Annotated in this window: 12 protein-coding genes and 1 tRNA gene; 6 read left to right on the top strand and 7 right to left on the bottom strand. The window is 66.6% G+C overall.

What is annotated here, in order from left to right; genetic code table 11:
- Window position 1: 1 nt before the first annotated feature.
- On the bottom strand, window positions 2–2,626 hold the full coding sequence (locus tag ACQY39_RS10835) for an ABC transporter permease (RefSeq protein WP_428506091.1): 2,625 nt from the start codon (window positions 2,624–2,626) through the stop codon (window positions 2–4).
- A 153-nt stretch (window positions 2,627–2,779) separates the two neighbouring features.
- Between ACQY39_RS10835 and ACQY39_RS10830 the strand changes: the two genes are divergently transcribed.
- On the top strand, window positions 2,780–3,643 hold the full coding sequence (locus tag ACQY39_RS10830) for a DODA-type extradiol aromatic ring-opening family dioxygenase (RefSeq protein WP_428506089.1): 864 nt from the start codon (window positions 2,780–2,782) through the stop codon (window positions 3,641–3,643).
- Between the two features lie 37 nt (window positions 3,644–3,680).
- Window positions 3,681–3,754: transfer RNA gene (locus ACQY39_RS10825), tRNA-Gly, on the top strand.
- Window positions 3,755–3,954: 200 nt separating this feature from the next.
- Here ACQY39_RS10825 and ACQY39_RS10820 read toward each other — a convergent pair.
- The 6 genes from ACQY39_RS10820 to ACQY39_RS10795 form a co-directional block, all read right to left on the bottom strand.
- Entirely contained in the window at window positions 3,955–4,335 is a 381-nt protein-coding gene (locus tag ACQY39_RS10820) for a hypothetical protein (protein ID WP_428506087.1), read from the bottom strand.
- A 67-nt stretch (window positions 4,336–4,402) separates the two neighbouring features.
- Window positions 4,403–7,543 (bottom strand): efflux RND transporter permease subunit, encoded by a 3,141-nt coding sequence (locus ACQY39_RS10815; protein ID WP_428506085.1) that lies wholly within the window; start codon window positions 7,541–7,543, stop codon window positions 4,403–4,405.
- A gap of 13 nt (window positions 7,544–7,556) precedes the next feature.
- A complete protein-coding gene (locus ACQY39_RS10810; RefSeq protein ID WP_428510782.1) occupies window positions 7,557–8,681 on the bottom strand; it encodes an efflux RND transporter periplasmic adaptor subunit in 1,125 nt (374 codons plus the stop codon).
- A gap of 5 nt (window positions 8,682–8,686) precedes the next feature.
- The gene (locus ACQY39_RS10805; protein WP_428506083.1) at window positions 8,687–9,322 is read right to left on the bottom strand and encodes a hypothetical protein; all 636 of its coding nucleotides are present in this window, start codon (window positions 9,320–9,322) and stop codon (window positions 8,687–8,689) included.
- Window positions 9,319–10,602 carry a TolC family protein gene (locus ACQY39_RS10800; protein WP_428506081.1) on the bottom strand — a complete coding sequence of 428 codons (1,284 nt, stop codon included), beginning with the start codon at window positions 10,600–10,602 and terminating at the stop codon, window positions 9,319–9,321. Before ACQY39_RS10800 ends, ACQY39_RS10805 begins: the two co-directional genes overlap by 4 nt.
- A gap of 104 nt (window positions 10,603–10,706) precedes the next feature.
- Window positions 10,707–11,096 carry a hypothetical protein gene (locus tag ACQY39_RS10795; protein WP_428506079.1) on the bottom strand — a complete coding sequence of 130 codons (390 nt, stop codon included), beginning with the start codon at window positions 11,094–11,096 and terminating at the stop codon, window positions 10,707–10,709.
- 295 nt (window positions 11,097–11,391) lie between these two features.
- On the opposite strand from ACQY39_RS10795, the gene ACQY39_RS10790 reads away from it, so the two are divergent.
- The 4 genes from ACQY39_RS10790 (at window position 11,392) to ACQY39_RS10775 (ending at window position 25,045) form a co-directional block, all read left to right on the top strand.
- Window positions 11,392–11,604 (top strand): hypothetical protein, encoded by a 213-nt coding sequence (locus ACQY39_RS10790; RefSeq protein WP_428506077.1) that lies wholly within the window; start codon window positions 11,392–11,394, stop codon window positions 11,602–11,604.
- A gap of 216 nt (window positions 11,605–11,820) precedes the next feature.
- Window positions 11,821–13,470 (top strand): TolC family protein, encoded by a 1,650-nt coding sequence (locus ACQY39_RS10785; RefSeq protein WP_428506075.1) that lies wholly within the window; start codon window positions 11,821–11,823, stop codon window positions 13,468–13,470.
- Window positions 13,471–13,495: 25 nt separating this feature from the next.
- Entirely contained in the window at window positions 13,496–14,311 is an 816-nt protein-coding gene (locus ACQY39_RS10780) for an efflux RND transporter periplasmic adaptor subunit (protein WP_428506073.1), read from the top strand.
- An 84-nt stretch (window positions 14,312–14,395) separates the two neighbouring features.
- A complete protein-coding gene (locus ACQY39_RS10775) occupies window positions 14,396–25,045 on the top strand; it encodes a tandem-95 repeat protein (RefSeq protein WP_428506071.1) in 10,650 nt (3,549 codons plus the stop codon).
- Window positions 25,046–25,087: the final 42 nt, after the last annotated feature.

Below are 25,087 nucleotides of genomic sequence, written 5' to 3'. Positions count from 1 at the left end.
CCTACTGCGTATCGGCCTCGCGCAAGGTTTGCATCACCGGACGGCGAAGCACACCACGCAAGCTCCACCAGCCGGCAAGCTGGGCCAGCAAGGCGCCGGCCACCAGACTGAACAGCGGGACCCAGAGGTTGAGGTTCCAGGCAAAGCCGAACGCAAAGCGCGCCAGCAAAGCCCCAAGCAGGACCGCCACAGCACCGGCCAAAAAACCCGCCAGAGCACCGACGCCGAGCAGCTCGGCCCGCTGCACCTGAGCCAGCAGGCGCGAACTGGCGCCCAGAGCCCGCATCAAGGCGAACTCGCGAGTGCGCGCCTCACGCGTGCTGCCCACCGAGGCCAGCAGCACCACCAAACCCGTGGCAAGCGTGAAACCGAACAACAGCTGTACCGCCTGGATCACCTGATTGAGCACGGTCTGCACCTGAGTCAGCTGGGCCGAGACATCGACCACGGTCAAATTGGGCATGGCGCTGCTCAAGGCACGGTCCAGACCGCCACCCGCTGGCGCATGAAAGGCCGAGACCCAGGTGCTGGGCAGGTCGGGCATGTGCTCGCGCGGGAACAGCACGAAGAAATTGACCCGCATGGACGACCAGTCCACTTTGCGCAGGGAGCTGATACGCCCTTCCACCGGCACGCCGGCGACATCAAAACGCAGGCGATCACCGAGCTTCAAACCCAAGGTCTCCGCCAAGCCCTGCTCGACGCTGAGCCCGTCCGCCTCATCCTCAACCCATTGCCCCTGGACGACCGCGTTGTGCTTGGGCAGTGGGGCGCTGTGGCTGAGATTGAACTCGCGCTCGACCAGACGCTGGGCGCGATCGTCGCTGTATTGCTGCTGCCGCACCGGCTGGCCGTTGATGGCCAGCAAGCGACCCCGGATCATCGGAAACAGGTCATAGCTGCGCACACCGGCCGCCTCGATCTGGGTGCGGAAGGCCGGCACCTGATCGGTCTGCAAATTGATGACGAAACGATCGGGGGCATTGGCCGGCGTGGACTTGAGCCAGCTGTCGATCAAATCGGTGCGCAGGAGCACCAGCAAGGCCAGTGCCAGCAAGCCCACGGCCAGCGAGGACACCTGAACCACAGCAAAGCCCGGTCGCGCCGCCACCTGCCGGGTCGCCAGCACCAGCCAGCGCGGCAGTGTCGGCCCCTTGCCGGTGCCGTCACCCTGGGCAGCACTCGCGCCCAGGGGCACCCAACGCTTGAGCAACCATACTGCCAGCCAGGCCATGGCCGCGAACAAGGCCAGGGCCAGGGCGAAACCCAGGGCCGCAATCAGGCCCAGAGTCAGCTCACCAGCCAGCACCATCAAGATGCCAGCAAAGCCCAGCACGCCCGCCACCAACACCAGGCTGGAGCCCGCCTTGAGGCCGCCCAGGTCGCGCCGGATCACCCGCAAGGCCGGCACGGCCGCCAGCTGCAGCACCGGCGGCAGGCCGAAGCCCAGCAGCAGGCTCAAGCCCAGGCCCAGGCCCAGCAGCGCGGGCCAGAGCGAGGGCGCGGGCAAGCTGACATTCAAAAGCCCTGCGAGCAGACTGACAAAGGCGAAATGCAGGCCCCAGCCGAGCAAGATGCCGAGCAGACTGGCCGTCAGGCCGGCCAGGCCGAACTCGATGCTGTAGGCCCAGGCGATGCGCTTCTGCGCCTGGCCGAGCACGCGCAGCACCGCGCAATCGTCAAGATGGCGGGCCGCAAAATCCCGTGCGGCCAAGGCCACAGCCACGGCCGCCAAGAGCGCCGACAGCATGGCCACGAGCTTCAGGAATTTGCTCGCCCGGTCCAGGGTCTGGCGCATCTCCGGGCGGCCGCTTTCGAGCGAATCCAGGCGCACGCCGCGCCAGCCCGAGCGCTCAATCAAGGCCTGGGCACGCGTGACAAACTGCTTCACCGCATCCCCAGCTACAGCAGCCTGGCCGGACGCATCGGGCGCCGCCACCGCCAAGCGATAGGTGACGCGGCTGGCCGGCTGCACCAGGGCCGTCGCGGCCAGATCCGACTCGGCCAACATCAGGCGCGGTGCGAAATTCATGAAGCCGGCGCCGCGATCGGGCTCGGTGGCGATCACCCCGGCTACGGTCAGCGTGCTCTCGCCCAGCAAAAGCGAGTCGCCCACCCGGATCTGCAAGGCATCGATGACCGCAGCGTCCACCCACACCGTTCCCGCTGCCGGTGCGCCCACTCGGCGGCCGTCCGCCAGCAGCAGGCTGCCACGCAGGGGGTAGGCCGTTCCGACGGACTTCACCGCCACCAATCGGCTGCGTCCGCCCTGGGCCTCGGAAGCCCGGGCCATGCTGGGGAAATTGCTGCTCAACGTGCTGGTCAAACCCTGCGTCCGCGCCAGGTCCTGCAAGGCGCCCGGGATTGGCTGGTCGGCCAGCAAGACCGCGTCGCCGCCGATCAGCTGAGCAGCATCGCGCCGCAATCCTTGCTCCAGACGATCCGACAAGAAGCTGACCGCGCACAAAGCCGCCACCGCCAGGCAAACCGCCAACATCAGCAAGCGCAATTCGCCGGCTCGCCAGTCGCGCCAGAGCTGTCGCCAGGCCAAGAGCCAGACCGGAGGCGGCTGGTGGCTGGCACGCAAAGGCTGGGAGGACAAAGCGGGTGCGGTGCTTGAATTCATGCTGCGCACTGTAGCGAGTCCCCGCCAAACTTGCCGTTCGTCAGGCCAAGCCCCGTCACTGGAGTCCTCAGGCGCAGGACCGTGCAGGCAGGCTGAACGCTGCATTCAGGCAGTCGCAGCCCAAATGCCCGACCGCAGGCGCCCAATAGCGGCATGGACACCTCCAATCGCCCAAGCCCTCTGCCCAGTCTTTTCCTGTCCCATGGTTCGCCCATGACCGCGCTGGAGGGTCATGAGACCGGCCAGTTCTGGCGCCAGCTGGGCGCAAGCCTGGATGCGAACTACGGCCGGCCGCGCGCCATCGTCGTCGTTTCGGCACATACGTCGGCGCGCCAGCCCTTGCTGCTGGCTGCGGCCCAGCATGAAGCCATCTACGATTTCAGTGGCTTCGACCCGCGCTTGTACGAGCTGCGCTACGACGCACCCGGCGCACCGGCTTTGGCGCAAGAAATCCATGGCCTTGCTGCCGCGGCCGGCCTGAATCTGCAAGTCCTGCACCAGGGTGGTTTGGATCACGGCATCTGGGTGCCCTTGCGCTCGCTCTACCCCGAGTCGGACATTCCTGTGCTGCCCCTGGCCTTTGTGGCCAGCCAGTCACCTGCTCAGCAATTTGCGCTTGGCGCGGCCTTGCGCTCGCTCAGCGAGCAGGGTGTGCTCATCATCGGAAGCGGCAGCCTGACCCACAACCTGAGCCTCTTGTTCACTTCGAGCCAGATGCCCGCCTACGACGCGCCAGAGCTGCCGACCTCGGCCGAATTCAGGACCTGGTGGGCACAGCGCAGCGCGGCGCTCGATTGGCCCGCCCTGCTCGACTATCGCCGGCAGGCGCCACACGCTGTGGCCATGCATCCCAGTGACGAGCACCTGCTGCCCTGGTATGTGGCCGCTGGCGCGGGCGGCAGCGAGTACGCACCGCAGCGCATCCACAGCGCCCTCAGCTACGGCTGCCTGGCCATGGATGCCTATGCCTTCGGCCCGCAGGCTGAAGCGCTGGCCGCGCGCCTTGCGCCACCGTGAGCGTCGCGGCGAGATCGCTCGCTATACTGCCGCGAAGGCGGGCGTAGCTCAATGGCAGAGCTGAAGCTTCCCAAGCTTAAGACGAGGGTTCGATTCCCTTCGCCCGCTCCACTTCTCGCCAAGTGATGGATCCGTCTCAGGATTTTCACTTCTCCCCCTCCTGCTACATCACCCTGCTACAAAACTGAGTGAGACACGGGGTTCTTGCGAGCGAGCGTCTTGCGACCTCGGGACTGAGGCCATATGGCCACCCAGCAGCGCACCGAGTGGATGAAGCCGAGTCCTTGCTCCGGTGTTTGCGCAGATGCTGCTTACTTCACCGCAAATCGCACCGTCGCCGTCTTGCCCTCAACGTTGTTGAGCACCGCCACAACCTTGTCGCCTTTACTGAGCTTGACACCCGTGGCACGCAGCTTGTTGTCGCCCGCCTCCTTCACCTCCACCTCGGTCTTGCTGCCGCCCTGAAGCACGGTCAACTTGCCGGCAATGCCCTTCGAAGACATCGGCACGTCGTGGTCCACCAGGTAAATGGTGGCGCCGTCGGCCTCGACGACCAGTTCGAAGCTCACGTCATTGGCCACTTGCACCGTCCCGCCGTGCAGAGGCTTGCCGGCGCCGTGGGCCAGCGCTTGATTCAAACTCAAGGCGCTCATGGCCAGCAGTGCGATCTGGATCGATTGCTTCAGTTTCATCGTCTCTTTCTCCAATCTGAACGCGGTGCGCTTGAGGGCGGCACTGCAAGGCCCTGAGGACGCCTGCTCAGAAGGCGTCCTGCGGTTTTGAATCCAAAGATGCCTCATCGCCTTCGCGCAGCAAGCGCTCGGTTGGCTCGCGCCCCAGAAGCCCATACAACAAAGGAGTGAGCAAGGTATCCAGCAGCGTGGAACTGACCAGGCCGCCAAAGATCACCACCGCCACCGGATGCAAGATCTCTTTGCCCGGGGCGTCGCCAGCGAACAGCAAAGGGGTCAAGGCAAACGCTGCCACCAGCGCTGTCATCAACACCGGCGTCAGGCGTTCCAGCGAGCCACGCACGATCATGGCCTGCCCGAACACCTCGCCTTCGAAACGGCACAGATTGATGTAGTGGCTGACCTTCAAGATGCCATTGCGCGTGGCGATGCCTGCCAGCGTGATGAAACCGACCATAGTCGCCACAGAGAGGCTGACACCGGCAAGCCACATCGCCGCCACACTGCCAATCAAGGCAAGCGGGATGTTGGCCATGATGATGCCGGCGAGCACCGCCGAGCGGTAGCGCGAGTACAGCACCAGGAACATCATCGCCAGCGAGATGAAGGACAGGCCGATGATTTGTCGGGTCGCTTGCTCCTGGGCCTGGAATTGCCCCTCCAGACTGATGAAGCTCCCGCTGGGCAGGGGCGTGTTCGCGATGAGCTGCCGGATGTCGGCTACCACGCGCCCCATGTCCGAACCATCGGTGTTGGCATAGACGACGATGCGGCGGCGGCCGTTTTCACGGCCGATCTGGTTGGGGCCGTCAGCCTCCTCGACGGTGGCAAAGCTGGACACAGGCAGACGCCCGGCCGGCGTATCGACCAAGGTGCGAGCCAGGTCCTGCGGGCCTCGCTGGCCGTCGGGCAAGCGCAGCACCAGCTCGTAGCGGCGCGAGCCGTCAACAATCTGCGCGCCATGGGCGCCATCGGTCAGGGCTTGCAAGATGCGCACCGCCTCACCCGGAGGCAGCCCGGTCTGCGCCAAACGCTTGGGGTCCAGGCGCACCATGATCTGCGGGATGAGCACCTGCTTCTCGACCGTCAGATCCACCAAACCCGGCACGGCGGCCAGTTGGCCGCGCATCTGCTCGGCCAGGCCGCGCAAAGTGTCGGTGTCGTCGCCGTAGATCTTCAACGCAATCTGAGCGCGAACCCCGGAAAGCAAATGGTCCAGTCGGTGCGAGATCGGCTGGCCGATGGCCACCTGCGCCGGCAGCGAAGACAGCTGGGCGCGGATCTGCGCCATCACCACCTCGCGATTGATCGGCTTGCCATCGCGCCGCAGGTCCACATCGATCTCGGCCGAATGCACGCCTTCGGCATGCTCATCCAACTCGGCTCGACCGGTGCGCCGCCCGACCTGGGTGACCTCGGGCACCTGGGCGATCAGTTGCTCTGCCAAGGCTCCCATTCGATTCGCCTCGGCGAGGGATGTGCCGGGGTTGAACACCATGCCAAGCACCAAGGAGCCCTCATTGAAAGGCGGCAGGAAGGCTCGTGGGAAGAAGGGCACGCTGGCTGCTGCCAGCACCACGGCGACCGTGGCCGAGCCCAGGAGCAACTTGGCTCGAGGGAAGGACCAGCTCAACAGCCGCGAATCCCAGACCTTGAGCCTCGCCACCAGCGGACTGTCGCCATGAGCCAGCTGTTTCATGCTGGGTAGCAGGAAGCTACACAGCACCGGCGTCACCGTCATCGAGACGAGCATGGAAGCCAGGATGGACACGATGTAGGCGATGCCCAGCGGCGCGAACAAACGGCCCTCGATCCCCGGAAGCGCAAACAGCGGCACGAAGACCAACACCACAATGACGGTTGCGTAAACAATGCCCGAGCGCACTTCCACGCTGGCCCGTTTCACCACCTCCAGCAGCGGGCGGGGCTGTGCCAGCGCGCGGTTCTCTTTGAGCCGACGCAGGATGTTCTCCACGTCCACCACGGCGTCGTCCACCAACTCGCCGATGGCAATCGCGAGGCCGCCCAGTGTCATCACATTGATGGACTGGTCCAGCAAGCGGAACACCAAGGCCGTAACGGCCAGCGACAGCGGAATGGCCAGTAAGGAGATCAGGGTGGTGCGCGCGGACAGCAGGAAGGCGAACAGCACGATGGCCACCATGACGGCGCCATCACGCAGCGCCTCGGTGACGTTGCCGATGGAAGACTCGATGAAGTCCGCCTGGCGGAACAGCACCTGGGGTGCTGCCAAGCCTTTTGGCAGCCCCGGCTTGAGCTCTTCCAGGGCACGCTCGATCTGCTGGCTGAGCTTGACCGTATCGGCCGTCGGCTGCTTCTGCACGCTGACGATGACGGCAGGTGCGCCCTTGTAACCGGCGTCACCACGCATCATGGCCGCGGCAAAACGCACCTCAGCCACTTGCTGCAGCAGCACGGCGCGGCCGTCCTTCCAGGCCACGGCCATGCCTTGCAGATCCTCCAGCTTGTTGGTGCGGCCCACGTGACGGATCAGGTACTCGCGGCTGTTCAAATCGATGAAGCCACCGCCGGCATTGCTGGCGAAGCCGCGCAGCGCCTGCTCGACCTGGCTCAGCGAGATGCCCAACAAGGCCATGCGCTGGGGGTCGGGTTCCACGCGCAGCTGCCGCACTTCGCCACCGATGGGAATGACTTGCGAGACGCCCGCGATGCCCAGCAGCCGTGGCCGCAGCACGAAGTCCGCGTACTCGCGCGCCTGCATGGGGCTGGCCGCGCCGGCGCCGCCCTGCAGCGGCAAGGCAATGAGCATCACCTCGCCCATGATGGACGAGACCGGGCCCATCATGGGCGTGATGTCTGTTGGCAGTTGCCCCCTCAGCTGAGCCAGGCGCTCGGCCACCAATTGCCGGTTGCGGTAAATGTCGGTACCCCAATCGAACTCGGCGTACACCACCGACAGGCCGACGCCCGAGGTCGAGCGCACCCGGGTCACGCCGGGCATGCCGTTCAGCGCGGTCTCCAGCGGGAAGGTCACGAGCTGCTCGACCTCTTCGGGCGCCATGCCTCCAGCTTCGGTCAGCACGGTGACCAAGGGTTTGTTCAGGTCGGGGAAGACATCGACAGGCGTGCGCCAGGCGGTGACAGCGCCATAGGCCATCAAGAGCGCAGCAAAGGCGAGAACGAACAGCCGGTTTTGCAGGCTGACTCTGACGATCCAATTGAACATGGTCGCGCCCCGTTCAGCGGATCTGCGCCACCAGGGCGGCGCCCTGGACGAGCACACGGTTGTCGGCTGCCAGACCCTGGGTGACCAGGACCGTGTTGGCGTCCAAGGTCTGGACCTGCACCGGCTGCGGCACATAGCGCTCAAAGCCGACCTTGATCCACACCACCGTCTCATTGCTCGGGCTGCGCACGAGCGCTGTGGCCGGCAAGACGATGCCTTTGCGCTTGTCCTTCAATGCGGCGACCAGCGTGACCGACTGACCCAGCGCCAGAGGCGTGGCACCGGTCTTTGCATTGATGCGGAAAGTCAGCGGCAGCACACCATCGCGCAGCGCCATGGCTGACCCAAGCAACTTGAGCGAGACACCTTCCACACCCAGCAGGCTGGCGTCCACCAGCTTGGCGCCCAAAGCCACATCGGGCGTGCTGGCCTCGACCATCAAGCGGCTGGGGTCAACGACCTCAAGCAGCACCTCGCGAGACTCCACGATCTGGCCGATCTTGAGATCGGTGCGGGCGATAACGCCCGTGACCGGCGCGCGAAGTGGCTCCCGCGCATCCAGGCTGGCCGACACGCGCTGCTCGCGCGCGGCCAAGGACTGGGCCTCAATGCGCGCCGCCTCGATGTCCTTGCGAGCGACCGTCCCCTCCAAGGACACCAGTCTGCGCACACGCTGCTCGGCCAGCTCCCGGGCGGCCGCCAGCTCCAGGCGCTGGGCTTGCTGTCCGGCCACGGCATAGGGCTCAGCGTGATGCCGCACCCAGGCCAGCAGCTCGCCCTGGCGTACGGTTTGGCCAGCGACAGGGAGGCCCTTGGGGCCGGCCTCGATGCGACCGCCATGCGCGGACTGCAGCTGCCCGCTGGCGTTCGGATCGGCCACGATGCGAGCGGGCAGTTGGACGGTGGCCGAGGCCTCCGTCTCAGGCACGAGCTGGGTGCGCAAGCCCATACGACGCTGCGCGAGCTTGGGCACATTGACGCTGCCGTCTGGCAGGCGAGCCAGGCCGTTGGCAACAGGAGCACTGGCCTGGTCGAGGTGCTCGCCATTGGGCCCGTGGGCTCCGGGGCCGGCCGCGGCGAAGGACAAGGCAGAGCACAGCGCAAACGCGCTGACCAGGCGAAGCTGGAATCGAGCCATGAGCTTCATGCTTGGCCTCCGTTGCTATTGCCGAAACTCCGGGCTTGGCGGAGACGCCAGGCCAAGCCCGCCAGACCCAGTAGCAACACTACGGCGCCCAGCGCCCAGCGTTGCCAAGGGAAGTCATGCTCGTGTTCGTGGTCCTCCGCTGCACCGTGCGCGTGCCCCTGCCCACTGTCGCTGACGGCTTCAGTCACGCGCAGCACGCCGTCCAACAGGTCGGAGTCAGCGCCGGCCAGCACGGTGATGACCAAGGCGTGCTCGCCCGGTGTCGACAGTTTTTTCAGCAAGGCCGGGTCATCGATTGAGAAATCGCCAATGTCGGCATGGAATCTAGCCTTGGCCTTGAGTCCACCGGACTCGACCTCGACGTCGGCCTTGAGCAGCGGTTCGTTGCTCTCAAAGCGGTCGATCAACAGGGACAGCTCGCCGCCTGCAAGCGTACCGACCAACTCGAAGAGCTCGGATTTCGCTTCGATACGAGGGCTCGCCTTGCCGCTGGCCGAGACCGTAGGCGCGTCAAGGTGCTCGCCATTGGGGCCGTGGGCGCCGGGGCCGGCATGGCTCGCTATTGCAAACAGCGCCATCAGCGACGCGAAGCCCCAGGGGAGCAGGAAGCGGGGTAATTGGATCAGCTTCATGGCAGTTGTCCGAGAGCTTGTTGGAGACGGTCATGGGCCAGCTGCACCGCTGCTTGCTGGCGGGCGCTGGCGCTGTCGGCCAGGGCGGCGGCGCCAAGCGCTCGCAGCAATTCCGGCAGGGGCGACTCGCCGGCTTGGAAGGATTTGGCAATGAGTTGGGCGCGCTCGCGCAGCAATGCCGCGCGGACTTGTTCCATCTCCGCCTGAGCCTGGCTGGCCTGCAATTGGGCGCCGGCCAGTGCCAGCTCGGCTGAGATCCGCTCTCTTGTTCGTCGTGCCTGTGCTTGGGCAGTTTCGAGGTCAGCCGAGACGGCAGCGATGCGGGGCTGTTGATGCGTGCCCCCACCAAAGGGAAGACGCAGGCCCACGACCATGCTGTTCTGCGCGGCGCCGCCCAGGCCGGGTCGCTCCTGTCGAAGACCGATGGTCAGCTCGGGAGCACCGCCCTGCTGTGCCAGCACTTGGGCCAATTTGCGCTGGCTCAGCGCGACCACGGCCTTTGCCAGCTGTAGTTCGGGATGCGACTCGGGCTGCGAGTTGGGCACCTGCGCTTCGCTGGACGTGCGATCGGTGCTTTGAGGCAGCTGTTCGGAGCCCGTCAGCAGACGCCAAGCAGCCAGTTGCGATTGCACCGCATGCTGGCTGCCGCGAGCTTGCGCCTGCGCCGCCAGCAGCTCCGCTCGGACTGCGAGCAGGTCGGCTGGCGCAAGATCTCCGGCCTTGACGCGGCGCGCGACATCATCAGCCAGTTGGCGCAAGGTCTCGACCTGCTGATCAGCCAGGCGTGATTCAGCCTGGGCCATATGGGCTGACCCAGCCGCTTCGCGCAAGGCACCGGCCAGGCGCAGCCGAGCCGCCTCTTCGGCCGCTTGAGCCCAGAGGGCTTCGGCCTCAGCGGCTTGAGCTCCGCTTCCGCGCTGGCCCGGACGCCAGAGCGGCATGGCAATCGCCAGCTCGGTCTCGCGTGCACCGGCAGGCAAACCGGAGCCCCCCTCGCGCTGGCTCAGGGAGACGGCAGCAGGTGCGGACAGCCAGCTCTGCACCACGGCCTGCTCAGCCTGGGCACGCGCTTGGCGGCCTTTCGCTTCAGCCATTTCAACCGAGTGCCGCCAAGCCATGTGAAGGGCCATGTCCATGGTGATGACGATCGCGGGGGGCGGATCGGGCGGCGCGGACACCGGCCGCGTCTGCGCCCACGCAGCACTGAGGACAAAGCAAAGCGCGCTGGCCGCCAAAGGGCGAGCCAAGCGCCATGGCTTGGGCCATGGAAGGTGATTCATGGTGTCGGAATTGAGAGACGCCCCGGAGATCCTCGTCGCGCATGCGCGGGCAATTCAGGGCATCGGTCCAGAAGGCTCGGGCGCACCCGAGCAAGGGCGGTGGACTAAACCGCGAACCGTGGAGGTCGTTCGAGACCGTCCAGGAAAGGATGCGAGTGCGCCGTCAAAGCTGTCAGTTCGGGGCGAATCGGCTGAGGCGCGGGCAGCAGCAAAGCCGGCACCGGCAGCAGCGCGGGCGCATACACACTGGCGTCAGCGCTGACATGCACGACGGACTCGGTGGATTCATCCTGATGCAGGCCGCCTTCAGGGTTGGCGGAATCGTCTGCGGCATGGCTGTCGTGGTCGTCGTGGTGATGCGCGGTTCCCTCGAAATGCAAGAGCTCATGCAAATGATCGTGCGCATCGGCCAGGACAAGGTCAGCACCTGCAAACGCCAGCGATTGCCAGCACATGCACAGGGTGAGGATGACGGCGACGATCCGACGGAACATGGGCCGCAGTCTAACCGAGCGGTTTGGATCTTCGCCGGGCTTCAAATGACGTCAGAATCGCCGGAAAGTTGGCACCTTTACCCAATCGCATCACCTCCCGGGTGATGCCCATCAGGAGTTGAGGCATGGCGCGGGTTGGCTTGGTCCGTTCCGCCGTCTCCAAGCCCCCCCGATTGGCAACAAGCCCTTCGGGCCGAAAGACACCCCCCCAAAAGGTGCCCCCCTTCCGGGTGAAGTGGTGTCGGGTCGCGCGTAGGCGATGCTGGCGGCATCCCGACCTTGCCAAACAGCCGCCATGCCCGCACATCAGAACTGCGACTTCGAAACCCTCAGCGACAGCCCGTTTGCTCTGCGGCCCAAGGACCCGATGGCGCCACATCACGCCCTGCTTGGCGGCTGCCCGCCGGCGAAGGCCGCGTCACTCGGCGAAGAACGACTTCCCGGCCTGATGGTGCAAGACTCGGATTGGGCCGAATGGGAGGCGGTTCATGCCGAGTTGTGGCGCTGACGCAGACGAGGCAGCCCCTGAGGAGCTGCTTCCCTGTCGCCAAACTGACCGCCATTTCAAGCTGACTTACACCGGACCGCATCCACCGTCAACAAGCAAGAACGACTGCCATGCGTTGGCTGTCGAACTGAACCAACTCGGTCGTTCATTTTCACGGGGCGCACATTTATCCGCGTGCTAGGCTGCAACTTCGACGTCTTCCAGCGGAGCTTTGCCATGGTCAGATTTGTTGCCTGCAGCCCTTCATCAGTTGCTCGACAGAAGAACATTGAAGCTGAGGGCCACGATCCCGGACGGATTCGATCGGCAGCAGCAGCGAATGGCAAAGCACAGCGTCGCTCGCCCTGGCAGCTCGCCACTGTGCTCGGCGCGGCCGCGCTGATGGCGGCATGTGCCAGCGTGCAGCCAGAGCCGCTGAAAGTTGGCGAGATCAAGTCGCAGGCCGCGCTAGACCGCAACCTGTCGCAGCAAGGCGTCGATCCCATCACCGGGCCGCTGAGCCTGGAGGAAGCCATCGCGCGGGCACTGAAGTTCAATCTGGACCGACGCACCCGGCTGATGGAAGAAGCCATCGCCTTCAACCAGCTGGATGCCAGCCGCTACGACATGCTGCCCAAGCTGGTAGCGTCGGCCGGCTACAGCACACGCAGCGAGTTCGCGACCAGCCGGGCGGTCGACTCCGTGACCGGTCAGCCCTCGCTGGCCAACCCCTTCATCTCCAGCGACAAGAGCCACACGGCCAGCGATCTCGGCCTGACCTGGAATCTGCTGGACTTCGGCCTGTCCTACTACGGTGCCAAGCAGAACGCGGACCGCGCGCTGATCGCCGTCGAGCGCCGCCGCAAGGCCATGCATCTGCTGATCCAGGACGTTCGCAGCGCCTTCTGGCGCACTGCCAGCGCGCAGAAGCTGCGCGGCGAGGTCAAGTCGGCCATCAGCCTGGCTGAGGACGCCTTGAATGACGCCCGCAAGGCCGAGGACGAGCGCCTGCGCTCGCCGCTGGATGCGCTGCGCTACCAACGCCAGCTGCTGGAGAACCTGCGCCTGCTGGAGTCAATCGACCAAGAGCTGGCCACAGCACGCATCGAGCTGACCCATCTGGTCAATGCACCGGCCGGCACGGAGCTGCAGGTGCTGGAGTCGAGCGGCACGCTGAGCCGGCGCATGCTGGAACTGCCGATGGAGGCGATGGAGGCCGCGGCCATCTCAGGCAATGCCGATCTGCGTGAGCAGTTCTACAACACCCGCCTGGCCAGCGACGAGGCGCGCAAGGTGCTGCTGCGCCTGTTCCCCAATCTGAACCTGAACCTGGGTCTGAAGTACGACAACGACAAGTACCTGGTCCATGACCACTGGAATGCCGCCGGGGCGCAGTTGTCCTTCAACCTGCTGAATCTGTTCTCCCTGCCCTCGCAGCGCAAACTGGCCGAAGCCGGGGTCACGCTGGCCGAGCAGCGGCGCCTGGCCGCACAGATGGCCTTGCTGGCCCAGGTCCACATCGCCCGCCTGCAGTACGCCAATGCACTGCAGCAGTACCAGCGCTCGGACGCGATCTGGGTCGTCGACGACCGCATCAAGATGCATATGAGCAACCGCGAGCAAGCCCAGGCGTCCAGCAAGCTCGAGACCGTGGCCAACCACACGACCGCCATCCTGAGCCAGCTGCGACGCTACCAATCGCTGGCGCAAGCCCATGCCGCGGCCAGCCGACTGCAAGCCACGCTGGGCATGGAGCCGCAGCTGGGCAGCGTCCACGAGGCCAGTCTGGCCGAGCTGAAGGCGGCCATCGCGGCTGCGATCCAGCGCTGGGAAGCAGGCGATCTACCGAGTCACGGTGAGGTCGCTGCTCCGGCCTCGGCCGGTTGAGACCGTCATCAACCAGGCCGTCCGGATGAATGAATTTGCTTGCCACTTCGGCCGGGGCCTGAGTGCCTCGGCCGCCCTGGTCACCGTCTTGCTCGTGGCACCGGTGCATGCGCAGGTGCCCTCACCGACGCCAGGTTCCTCGGCGACGGTCGCCCCCAAGCCCAGCCTGGAGCAGCGCGAGATCCGCGCCCAGCTGGCGCCGCATCGCTACACCACGCTGGCCGCCGAGATCGGCGCCAAGATCCAGCGCCTGCCGGTGCAGGACGGCGGCAGCTTCCGCGCCGGCCAGGTGCTGGTCAGCTTCGACTGCTCGCTGCAGCAGGCGCAGCTGAACAAGGCCCGTGCCGCCCTGGTCGGCGCCGAGAAAAGCTGGGCCGCCAACAAGCGCCTGGCCGAGCTGAACTCGGTCGGCCGGGTCGAGCTGGACCTGTCCGAGGCCGAGGTGCAGAAGAACCAGGCCGAGCTCGCCGCCATGAGCACCATGTTGGCCAAATGCAGCATCAGCGCCCCCTTCTCGGGCCGGGTGGCCGAGCAGAAGGCGCGCGAGCAGCAGTACATCCAGCCAGGCCAGGCCATTCTGGACATCATCGATGACAGCGTGCTGGAGCTTGAATTCCTGGTGCCCAGCAAATGGCTGGCTTGGATGAAGGTCGGCCATGTCTTCCAGGTCGGCATCGACGAGACCCGCAAGAGCTACCCGGCCAAGGTCCAGCGCATCGCCGCGCGGGTCGATCCGGTCAGCCAGTCGGTGCGTCTGGTGGCGACCATCAGCGGCCGCTACCCGGAGCTGATCGCCGGCATGAGCGGCCGGGTCAGCATCGTCGCGCCGGGCGGCCAGTAGGCCAGCGCACACGCTCCAACACACGCATCAAACGAGCCCCGCAGCGCAACCAGCGGACCTTGTCAAATTGCCGGAGAACTCAGCATGAACCGCATCTACAACTCCATCTGGAACGAAGTCACCCAGGCCTTCGTCGCGGTCGGCGAGCATGTGAGCGGCCGCGGCAAGCGCAGCAGCAGCCGGCGCGAAGCTCCGGCCGAGGGGCCCAGACAGATCCTGCAAGCACGCCCGCAGATGCTGGCACTGGAAGCGCGCCTGATGTTCGACGGCGCGGGCCTGGCCACTGCCGTGGAAGCCGAGCACCATGCTGAACCGGCGGCCGAGGCGGCAAGGGCAGTGCCGGAGCCCGTACGTGCGACGCCGCTTGACCATGGGGCAGCAGGGCAACGCACCGAGATCGTGTTCGTCGAGGGCAATGTCGCGAACTACCAGACCTTGCTGGACGGGCTCAAGCCGGGCACCGAAGTCCATGTGCTGGACTCCACCCAGGACGGACTGGCGCAGATCGCGGCCGCGCTGGCCGGGCGCAGCGATATCGATGCCCTGCACATCCTCTCCCACGGTGCCAAGGGCGTGCTGGGCCTGGGTTCGGTGACCCTGACCCGCGAGAACATGGCCGCCCATGCCGACAAGTTGGCCGCCATCGGTGCCAGCCTGGCTCCTCAGGGGGATGTGCTGCTGTATGGCTGCAATATCGCAGCCGGCGCCGAAGGCCAGGCTTTTGTGGACGCCATGGCGCGCGCCACCCAAGCCGATGTGGCGGCCTCTGTCGACGCCACGGGCGCGGCGGCACTGGGCGGCAACTGGGTGCTGGAATCGAAGTCAGGTGAGGTGGCCGACACCCAACCGATCAGCAACCACGCCTACGACGCCATCCTGCCCGCGCCACGGGTGGCCAATCCGGGCACGGGCAACACCGCGGTCTATACCAGGCCTGGGGGCATCAGTGACACCTGGAGCTTTGGAACCTGTGAAATCCCGGGTCATGGCACACAGCCCACGACCACCGTCGCCTTTGGCGCGGGCACCCTGGATCGCGGCAGCTTCCAGTACAGCAGCAATGGCGGGGCGTCCTGGATCACCTACAACTACGACGGCAACTTCAGCTCCTACATCACCGTGGCTGGCACAACCTGGCGCTTTGTCGACAGCCTACCCGCGAACACCACCTCGACCAATTCCTTTTTCATCGGCTACCAGTCCTCGGGGGTTCCCAATTCCACCACCACCTCAGGCATGTTCGTGGGCCCCGACAATGCGCCGACAGACATCGGCAGCAACCGCAATTACGTCTTGTCGGACGCCAGCCAGAACATGGCAGCGGCCACGCTGACCCCAGCCGACACGGGTTACACCACGGGCGGCGTCTGGGCCATCGACAGCCAGTCGGTCGCCAATCTGTTCACCATTGCTCCCGTGGCCAATGGCAACACAGCCACCCTGAGCATGGGCACGGGCGTGCTGCCGGCCGTGGGGCAAACAGTCACGGTGACCGCGCGTTACTACGACCGCTATCAGACCGACAACAGCAACAACCCGATCAATGGCCAGGGCTACTCCAAGACCCTGACCTACACCGTGGTCTCCGCCACTTCGCAGGACCTGAACTTCGGTGACGACCTGGACGTCAGCAGCACCGCCACCCGGGACCAGACGAATGCCAGCGTGACCACGCTCAGCAATGGCAACTTCGTGTCGGTCTGGCAGAGCGATGGCCAGGGCGGCGAGTCTGCAGGTCAGAACGGCATCTATGCCCGCATCTACGACGCCATGGGCGCGCCGCTGAGCGCGGAGTTCGCCATCACCACCGCCGGCAACGGCGTGGACGAGATCACGCCGGTGGTCACCGCGCTGAACGGCGGCCGCTTCGCCGTGGCCTACACCACGACCGGCACCGGCCGCGACATTGGCTACCGCATCGTCGAGGCGAATGGCACGGTGGGCAGCCAGCTGATCGCCAACACCGCCACAGCTGGTGAACAGGCGGCGCCGACGATGGCCACGCTGAGCGATGGATCCTTCGTCATCGCCTGGACCACCGCCGCCGGTGTCCAGGCCCAGAAATTCAATGCCGCCGACGGCAGCAAGAACGGCGTCGAGCTGAGCCTGGACGCCAGCGGCGGCAATGTCAACCCCAGCCTGGCCGCCCTCAGCGATGGCAGCTATGTGCTGGCCTGGGGTGACAGCAACAGCTACAACATCAAGGCCGTGGTGAGCAGCGCGCCGTCTACGGTCATCGACGTCACCAGCGACGGCCTGGCCTCCTCCGACGTGGCCAACAGCGGCCTGCCGGCCGCCAAGGTCGTCGGTCTGAGCGGCGGCGGCTTCGTCGTCGCCTGGAGCGCCTACGACGCCGGCTACGCGCAATGTGACATCTACTTCCAGCGCTACAACAGTGCCGGCGTGGCCCAGGGCAGCATCACCCAGGCCAATACCAGCAGCGCAGCCGGCACCTACAAAGATGCAGCGACGGTTGCGGCCCTGTCGGGCGGCGGTTTTGTCATCGGCTGGCAGGCCGACACCGGCGACTACGACGAGTCGGGCCTGTTCGGCCGCCGTTTCTCGGCCACCGGCGTGGCCGTGGACGGCAGTGACTTCGAGATCAACCAGTACCGCCGCGGCCACCAGAACACGGTCGCGCTGACCGGCGTCGGCAGCGATCGCTTTGCCGCCGTCTGGACCGACAACAGCTCGGACGGCAGCAGCAACAAGGGCGTGGAAGGCCGCGTGCTGTTGCCGCCGAATGCGGCCCCGGTATTCGTCGGGGCCACCACCACGCTGAGCGCCAACGAGAACAGCAGCGCCATCGACATCAAGAACCTGCTGCACGTCAGCGACAGCGACAACGGCCAAACGCTGACCTGGTCGCAAAGCTCGGCGCCCAGCCATGGCAGTTTGAGCTTTAGCGCTGCCACCGCCAGCTCCGGCGGCGGTGATATCACGCCCGGCGGCACCATCACCTACACACCGACTGCCGGCTACACCGGCAGCGACAGCTTCACCGTGCAGGTCAGCGATGGCAGCGGCGGCACGGTGACCCGCACCATCACCGTCACAGTCAATGACGTTGATCCGGTGCTGGGCAACGCGACGATGAGCGTCAATGAGAACGTGGCCGGCGGCAGCGCCGTGGGCACGATCAGCGCGACTGGTGACACCAACGGCCTGACGTATGCGATCACCGGCGGCAGCGGACAGGGCCTGTTCACGATCAACAGCAGCACCGGCGCCATCAGCGTGGCGGCCGGTGCCGACCTCGACTACGAGGCCGCCAGCAGCCTGACGCTGACGGTCACCGTCGACGACGAGGACGCCGGCAGCACCGCCGACGCGACGGCAACGGTCACGGTCAATCTGAACAACCTGGCCGAGCCGGCGGATCAGAATTTCGAATCCAGCAGCAGCAATGGCAACTCCAGCACCAGCCGCACCATCGGCAACCTCGTGTTCAGCAGCAATGGCATAGCCCAAGTGGACATCATGGACGTGAGTTCTTTCCCTGGAGAGTCGTTCACCAACTTCACCGGCAATGCCATTTTCAACGACACATCCATCTCCAACGACACGACCATCACCTACTTCCAGTTCAGCTCGCTAGGCCTCGCCGATGACTTCCGACTGATTTCACTGGCCGCCAACGCGCTGGGCAGCCCCTTCGGCTTCCCGAGCAACTTCACCATCACCGGCTATCAAGGCGGGTCCGGCGGCACGGTGGTGGCACAAGTGACCGGCTTCAATTTCGCGCAGGGCGCCACGTACGGGGCCGGCAGTTCGGCGATCGTCTACAGCAAGGACTCCACCAACTTAGACGGTGGCAATTTGAGCTTCGGCAGTGCCTGGAACAATATCGACACGGTGCGATTCACCGCCACAGCCGGTGGCGGAGTCGGTTTGCTCCTGGACACCATCAACCTCAGCGCCGCCACCCCGCCCAATCTCGCGCCCAGCTTTGTCGGCGCCACCACCACCCTGACGGTGGACGAGAACTCGGGCGCGGCCGACATCAAGAGCCTGCTGCATGCCAGCGACGCCGACGGCGGCCAGACGCTGACCTGGTCGCAAAGTGCGGCACCCAGCCATGGCACGCTGAGCTTCAGCGCAGCCACGGCCAGTTCCGGCAGCGGCGACATCACCCCCGGCGGCACCATCACCTACACACCGACCGCCGGCTATTCGGGCAGCGACAGCTTCACCGTGCAGGTCAGCGACGGCAATGGCGGCACGGCCACCCGCACCATCACGGTGACGACCACCGACATCAACCCGGTGATCAGCAACGCCAGCGTCGGCCTGGCCGAGAACAGCGGCAATGGCACGGCCGTCACCACGGTCACCGCCACCGGCGACACCAATGGCCTGAACTACGCCATCACCGGCGGCAACACCGGCGGCGCCTTCGCCATCAATGCCACGACCGGCGCTATCACCGTGGCCAATGCGGCGGCCCTGGACTACGAGAGCAACCCCAGCTTCAGCCTGACCGTGACCGTGGACGACGAGGACGGCGACAGCACGGCCGACTCCACCGCCACCATCACCATCAATCTCAGCAATGTCAACGAAGCGCCGGTGAACACCGTGCCCGGCGCCCAGACCTTCAACGAGGACGCGGTGCGGGTCTTCTCGGTCGGCAACGGCAACGCGCTTTCCGTCGGCGATGTCGATGCCGGCAGCGTCCTGACCACGGTGCTCTCGGTCGGCGCCGGCAAGGGCAACCTCAGCGTCACGCTCGGTGGCGGCGCCAGCATCAGCGGCGACGGAACGAACTCAGTGCAGATCGTCGGCACGGCCGCCCAGGTGCAGGCCGCCCTGGCCTCGGTCAGCTACACACCGACGGCCAATGCCTTTGGCACCGGCTATGCCACGCTGACGATCAGCAGCAGCGACGACGGCGCGGGCACGCTCAATGACAGCGACACCGTGACCCTCAACCTCAACGCCGTGGCCGACACGCCCAGCGTCACCGGCGCGGCGACGACGCCGGCCACGCAGAGCAGCAGCGGCCTGGTGTTCAGCCGCAATGCCGCCGACGGCGCCGAGGTCAGCCACTTCAAGATCACCGGCATCAGCAACGGCACGCTGTACCTCAACGACGGCACGACCGTTGTCAGCGAGGGCAGCTTCATCACCTTCGCCCAGGGCAGCGCCGGCCTGAAGTTCACACCCAGCGGCGCCAGCGACGGCAGCTTCGACGCCCAAGCCTCGCTGAGCAACAACGACGGCGGCCTCGGCGGCGCCCTGGTGCATGCTGTCATCTCCGCCGGCGTCGCCGTGGCCAACGCGACCATCAACGAAGACAGCGACTCCGGCGCCATCACCATCTCCGGCGCCGACGCTTTCTACAAGCTCAGCGCCATCAACGGCGGCACGCTGTACAGCGATGCGGGCTACACCAGCGTCATCGCCGAGGGCAGCTTCATCGCCAGCGCCGGCATCAGCACCTCGGTCTACTTCCGGCCGACGGCCAATTTCAATGGCAGCGCCGGCTTCTCGGTTCGCGGCTCCAGCAGCAACAGCGACGGCGGCCTGGCCGGCAACACGGCCAGCTCGCTGATCACCGTCACGGCCGTCAATGACGCGCCGACGCTGGGCGGGGTCAACCATGTCTTCACAGGCACCAACGAGGACACGGCCAGCGCCGGCGCCCTGGTGTCCGACATCCTGGCCAGCGGCGGCTGGGCCGATGTCGACAGCGGCGCCCTTGCCGGCCTGGCCCTGACGGCCAGCAGCGGCAACGGCAGCTGGCAGTACTCGACCGACGGCACGAACTGGGCGGCCGTCGGCGCCGTGTCCGGCAACAGCGCCCTGCTGCTCAGCGCCAGCAGCCGCCTGCGCTACATGCCCGACGGGCAGAACGGCGAGACCGCCACGCTGGCCTACCGCGCCTGGGACCAGAGCAGCGGCACGGCCTCAAGCTTCGGCAGCGCGCAGAAAGTCAGCACCGCCGGCAATGGCGGCAGCAGCGCCTTCTCCAGCGCCAGCGGCAGCGCATCCATCGTGGTCAGCGCCGTCAACGATACGCCGAGCTTGGGTGCCGTCACCCCAGCCAGTTACGTCGACACCAGCGCCGCCGACAGCTTCAGCACCGACACCGGCAGCCTGGCCGGCAGCGACGTCGATGCGGGCGCCAGCTTGGTCTACGGCATCACGGGCGGCACGGTGGCTGGCGGCTTCAGCACCCTGGTGGGCAGCTACGGCACGCTGAGCGTCAACACCAGCACCGGCGCCTACAGCTACACGCCGAACGCATCGGCGATCAACAGCTTGTCGGCCAATGGCAGCGAGAGCTTCACCGTCAGCGTGTCCGACGGCAGCAGCAGCGCCACGGCCAGCTACACCGTCAATCTCACCGGCGCCAACGACGCCCCGCTGCTGCCCACCCCGGCCGCGGCCAGCTTCGTCGACTCGGCGGCCAATGACAGTTTCAACAACACCAGCGGCAATCTCGGTGGTAGCGACGCCGAGGGCGCCACACTCAGCTACGCCATCACCGGCGGCACCCTGGCCGGCGGCATCAGCAGCAAGGCCGGCAGCTACGGCACGCTGTCGGTCAATACCGCCACCGGCGCCTACGTATTCACCCCGGACAGCGCCGCCATCAATGCACTGGGCGCCAACACCAGCGAAACCTTCACCATCAGCCTGTCGGATGGCAACAGCAGCGTCAACAGTACGTACACCGTCAATCTGACGGCCGCCAACGACACCCCCGTGCTGACGGCGCCAGCCCCGATCAGTTACACCGACACCGAGGCCAATGACAGCTTCGCCAGCGCCAGTGGCAGCCTCGCCGGCAGCGACCGCGACAGCGGCAGCACGCTGACCTTCGGCGTCGGCGGCGGCACGGTGGCCGGCGGCTTCAGCACCCGGGTGGGCAGCTACGGCACGCTGAGCGTCAACACCAGCACCGGCGCCTATGTGTTCACACCCAATGCGGTGGCCATCAACGCCCTTGTGGCCAGCAGCAGCGAGACCTTCACTCTGACCTTGTCGGACGGCAGCGCCACCGGCACGGCCAGCTATGTGGTCAATCTGGTCAAAGCCAACCGGACGCCGCAGCTGAGCCCGGTCAGCGTCAGCTATGTGGACACGGCCGGCGCCGACGTCTTCGGCGCCAGCACCGGCAACCTGGCCGGCAGCGACCCCGACGCTGGCAGCACGCTCAGCTATGCGATCAACGGTGGCAGCAGCAGCGGCGGCTTCAGCGTGCTGCAAGGCCTGTACGGCAGCCTCAGCGTCAACACCACGACCGGCGCCTACAACTACACGCCCAACGATGCAGCCATCAACGCCCTGGCCGGCAACACGAGCGAGACTTTCACGGTCAGCATCTCCGATGGCCAGCTCAGCAACAGCGCCAGCTTCACCGTCAATGTGACAGCCGGCAACGATGCCCCGCTGCTGCAGGCACCGGCGCCGCTGCAGCTACAAGACAGTTCAGCGACCGACAGCTTCGAAACGAGCACCGGCAGCCTCAACGCCAGCGACGCGGAAGGCGCCAGCCTGAGCTACGGCCTGCAAGGTGGCACGGTGGCCGGTGGCTTCAGCACGCTGGTCGGCAGCTACGGCACGCTGCGGCTCAACACCAGCACCGGCGCCTACAGCTACACGCCCAATGCGGCGGCGATCAACAGCCTGTCGGGCAACGGCAGCGAGAGCTTCACCGTCAGCGTGTCCGACGGCGTCAGCAACGCCACGGCCAGCTACACCGTCAATCTCACCGGCGCCAATGACGCGCCGCTGCTGCCCACGCCGGCCGCAGCCGGCTTCGTCGACACCTCGGCCAATGACAGCTTCGCCAATGTCAGTGGCAGTCTCGGTGGTAGCGACGCCGAGGGCGCCACACTCAGCTACGCCATCACTGGCGGCACCCTGGCCGGCGGCATCAGCAGCAAGACCGGCAGCTACGGCACGCTGTCGGTCAATGCCAGCACCGGTGCCTTTGTCTTCACGCCCGACAGCGCCGCCATCAATGCGCTGAGCAGCAACACCAGCGAGACCTTCACCATCAGCCTGTCGGACGGCAACAGCAGCGTCAACAGCACGTACACCGTCAATCTGACGGCCGCCAACGACACCCCGGTGCTGACCACACCGACCCCGGTCAGCTACACCGACACCGAGGCCAACGACAGCTTCGCCAGCGTCGGTGGCAACCTGGCCGGCAGCGACCGCGACACGGGCAGCACGCTGACCTTCGGCGTCAGCGGAGGCACGGTGGCAGGCGGCTTCAGCACCCGGGTGGGCAGCTATGGCACGTTGAGTGTCAACACCGCGACCGGCGCCTACAGCTACACGCCCAATGACGCCGCCATCAACGCGCTGGCCGGCAACAGCAGCGAGAGCTTCACGGTCAGCGTCTCCGATGGGAGTGGCGACAGCAGCAGCGTGAACGTGAACGTGCAACTCAGCGGCCGCAATGACGCGCCCCAGCTGCCGAGCCCGCAGGCCGCCCAGTACAACGACCGCATGACGCCGCAAGAGCTGCTGCCGACTCGCGGCAACTTGCAAGGCAGTGACGGTGATGCCGGCAGCAGCCTGAGCTACAGCATTGCCGGCGGCGTGACGACGGACGGCATCAGCCGCCTGCAGGGCCGCTACGGCAGCCTGAGCCTGAACACCGCGACGGGCGCCTACGTCTACACGCCGGATGCGCAGGCCATCACCAGCCTGGGCACCGATGCCAGCGAGAGCTTCAGCCTGCAGGTCACGGACGGCAGCGCGCAGAGCAGTGCCGTCTTCAGCGTGAATATCAGTGCCAGCAACAACGCGCCGGTGATCAGCGCGCCGGCCGATCTGGTCTTCAGCGACACGGCCGCGGCTGACAGCTTCAGCGAGATCCAGGGCCGCATCGCGGTCAGCGATGCCGAGGGCGGCAGCCTCAGCTACGGCCTGGTCGGCGGCACCACAGCCGGTGGCTTCAGCACGCTGCGGGGCCGCTTCGGCAGCCTGGTGTTGAACAACAACGACGGCAGCTACCGCTACATCCCCGACAACGCCGCCATCAATGCCCTGGCCGGCGCGGCCGAGGAGAGCTTCGAATTGAGCGTGTCCGACGGCAGCAACAGCAGCAGCACCGTCTTGCGCGTGCGGCTCGAGGGCAGCAACGACGCGCCGCAGCTGCAGACGCCGCCGGTCCTGCGCCTGGTCGATGGCCCCGGCCGAGACAGCTTCGGCCCCATGACTGGCAATCTGGCCGCCAGCGACGCCGAAGGCGCGACGCTGAGCTACAGCCTGGACGGCGGCACCGTGCAGGGCGAGCTGAGCAGCCTGAGCGGCCCGCTGGGCAGCCTGGTACTGAACACCCGCACCGGCGCCTACACCTTCACACCCAATGAAGCCGCCATCAACGGCTTGGCCGAGCTGGCCAGCGCGAGCTTCGGCATCAGCGTGTCCGATGGACAGAACCGCAGCAGTCAGCAACTGCTGATTCGTGCCGATGGCAGCAACGACAGCCCGCGGGTCGGCAGCTTGCCGGCCAATGTCGAGATCCGCCAGGACCAGACGCTGGCCCTGACCCTGCCGGCCGATGCCTTCAGCGACCCCGACGGCACGGCGCCACTGAGCTTGAGCCTGAGCCTGGCCGATGGCAGCCCCCTGCCCGCCTGGCTGCGCTTCGACCCGGCCACCCGCAGCCTCAGCGGCACGCCGGGCACGGCGGACAGCGGCCTGCTGCGCCTGCGCCTGACGGCCAGCGACAGTGGCGGCGCCTCGGCCAGCAGCGAGTTCCAGATCGTGATCACGGCGGTGGCTCCGCCTCCGCCGGTACCCGAGACGCCGCCAGCCCCGCCGCCGCCAGCCCCGCCCGCACCTGTGCCGGCTCCAGCACCGGTGCCTGCCCCCAGCCTGCCGCCGGCCGCCGACACCGGCCTGACCCAGGACACCCGCCCCGGTGCAAACAACCTGCCCTCGCCGCTGCAGCCCTTGCAGCCGCTGCAAGCGCTGCCGGTCGATCTGGCGCCAGCACCAGCTCCCGCAGCGCTCGCACCGGCACCGCCAGCAGCCCCAGTCGCCGCGCCACCGCCGAGTGGCCCGATCACCGCGACACCCGCTCGGGATGGCATCGCCACCGGAGCGCCGACCAACGCGACTCCAGTGCTGACCAGCAGCGGCGGTGGTGGCGGCGCATTCCAGATCGCGGTCACCCAGGCCGACCAGCCGGCCCTGGTGCTGTTCAAAGGCGTGCCGGATCAGACCATCAGCAGCGGCGGCAGCCTCAGCTTCGCCATTCCGGCCGATGCCTTTGCCCACACCGATGCAGGCGCCGTCGTACAGCTGGCGGCCAGCCAGGTCAACGGCCAGCCGCTGCCGAGCTGGCTCAGCTTCAACGCCAGCAACGGCAGCTTCAATGGCACTCCGCCGCAAGGGCTACGCGGTGATCTCAGCGTGCGGGTGATGGCACGTGACCAGGACGGACGCGAGGTGGTGGCGATCTTCCGCATCACAGTCAGCGTCAACACCGGTGCTGCGACCTCAAGTCGAAGCCTGCAAGCCACGGAGCTGAACGACACGGAGCTGCCGGCCGAGCCAGAGGCCCTAGCCACTGACACCCCCATGTTTGAGTTCGACGGTAGTGTGCCGAACCAGGAGGGCCACGTGCCCGACTCCCAGGTCAAGCCGCTGGCGCAGCTGAAGCCGAGCGGCCGGGCCAGCTTCAGCGAGCAGATTCGCATGGCCGGCCGCGGCCAGCCGCTGGAGCGGGCTGTGGCCGCGCTGCCGCGGAGCGCCGCCTGATGCAGGCCATCATTGAACAGGCTGACGCCGATGGCGCATCCA

Origin of the sequence: Roseateles sp. (assembly GCF_965262435.1) — a bacterium.
In the GTDB taxonomy this organism is placed as follows: Bacteria; Pseudomonadota; Gammaproteobacteria; order Burkholderiales; family Burkholderiaceae_C; genus Paucibacter_A.
The sequence above is the reverse complement of the archived record's forward strand: the minus strand, read 5'-3'. Positions and strand labels throughout refer to the sequence as shown.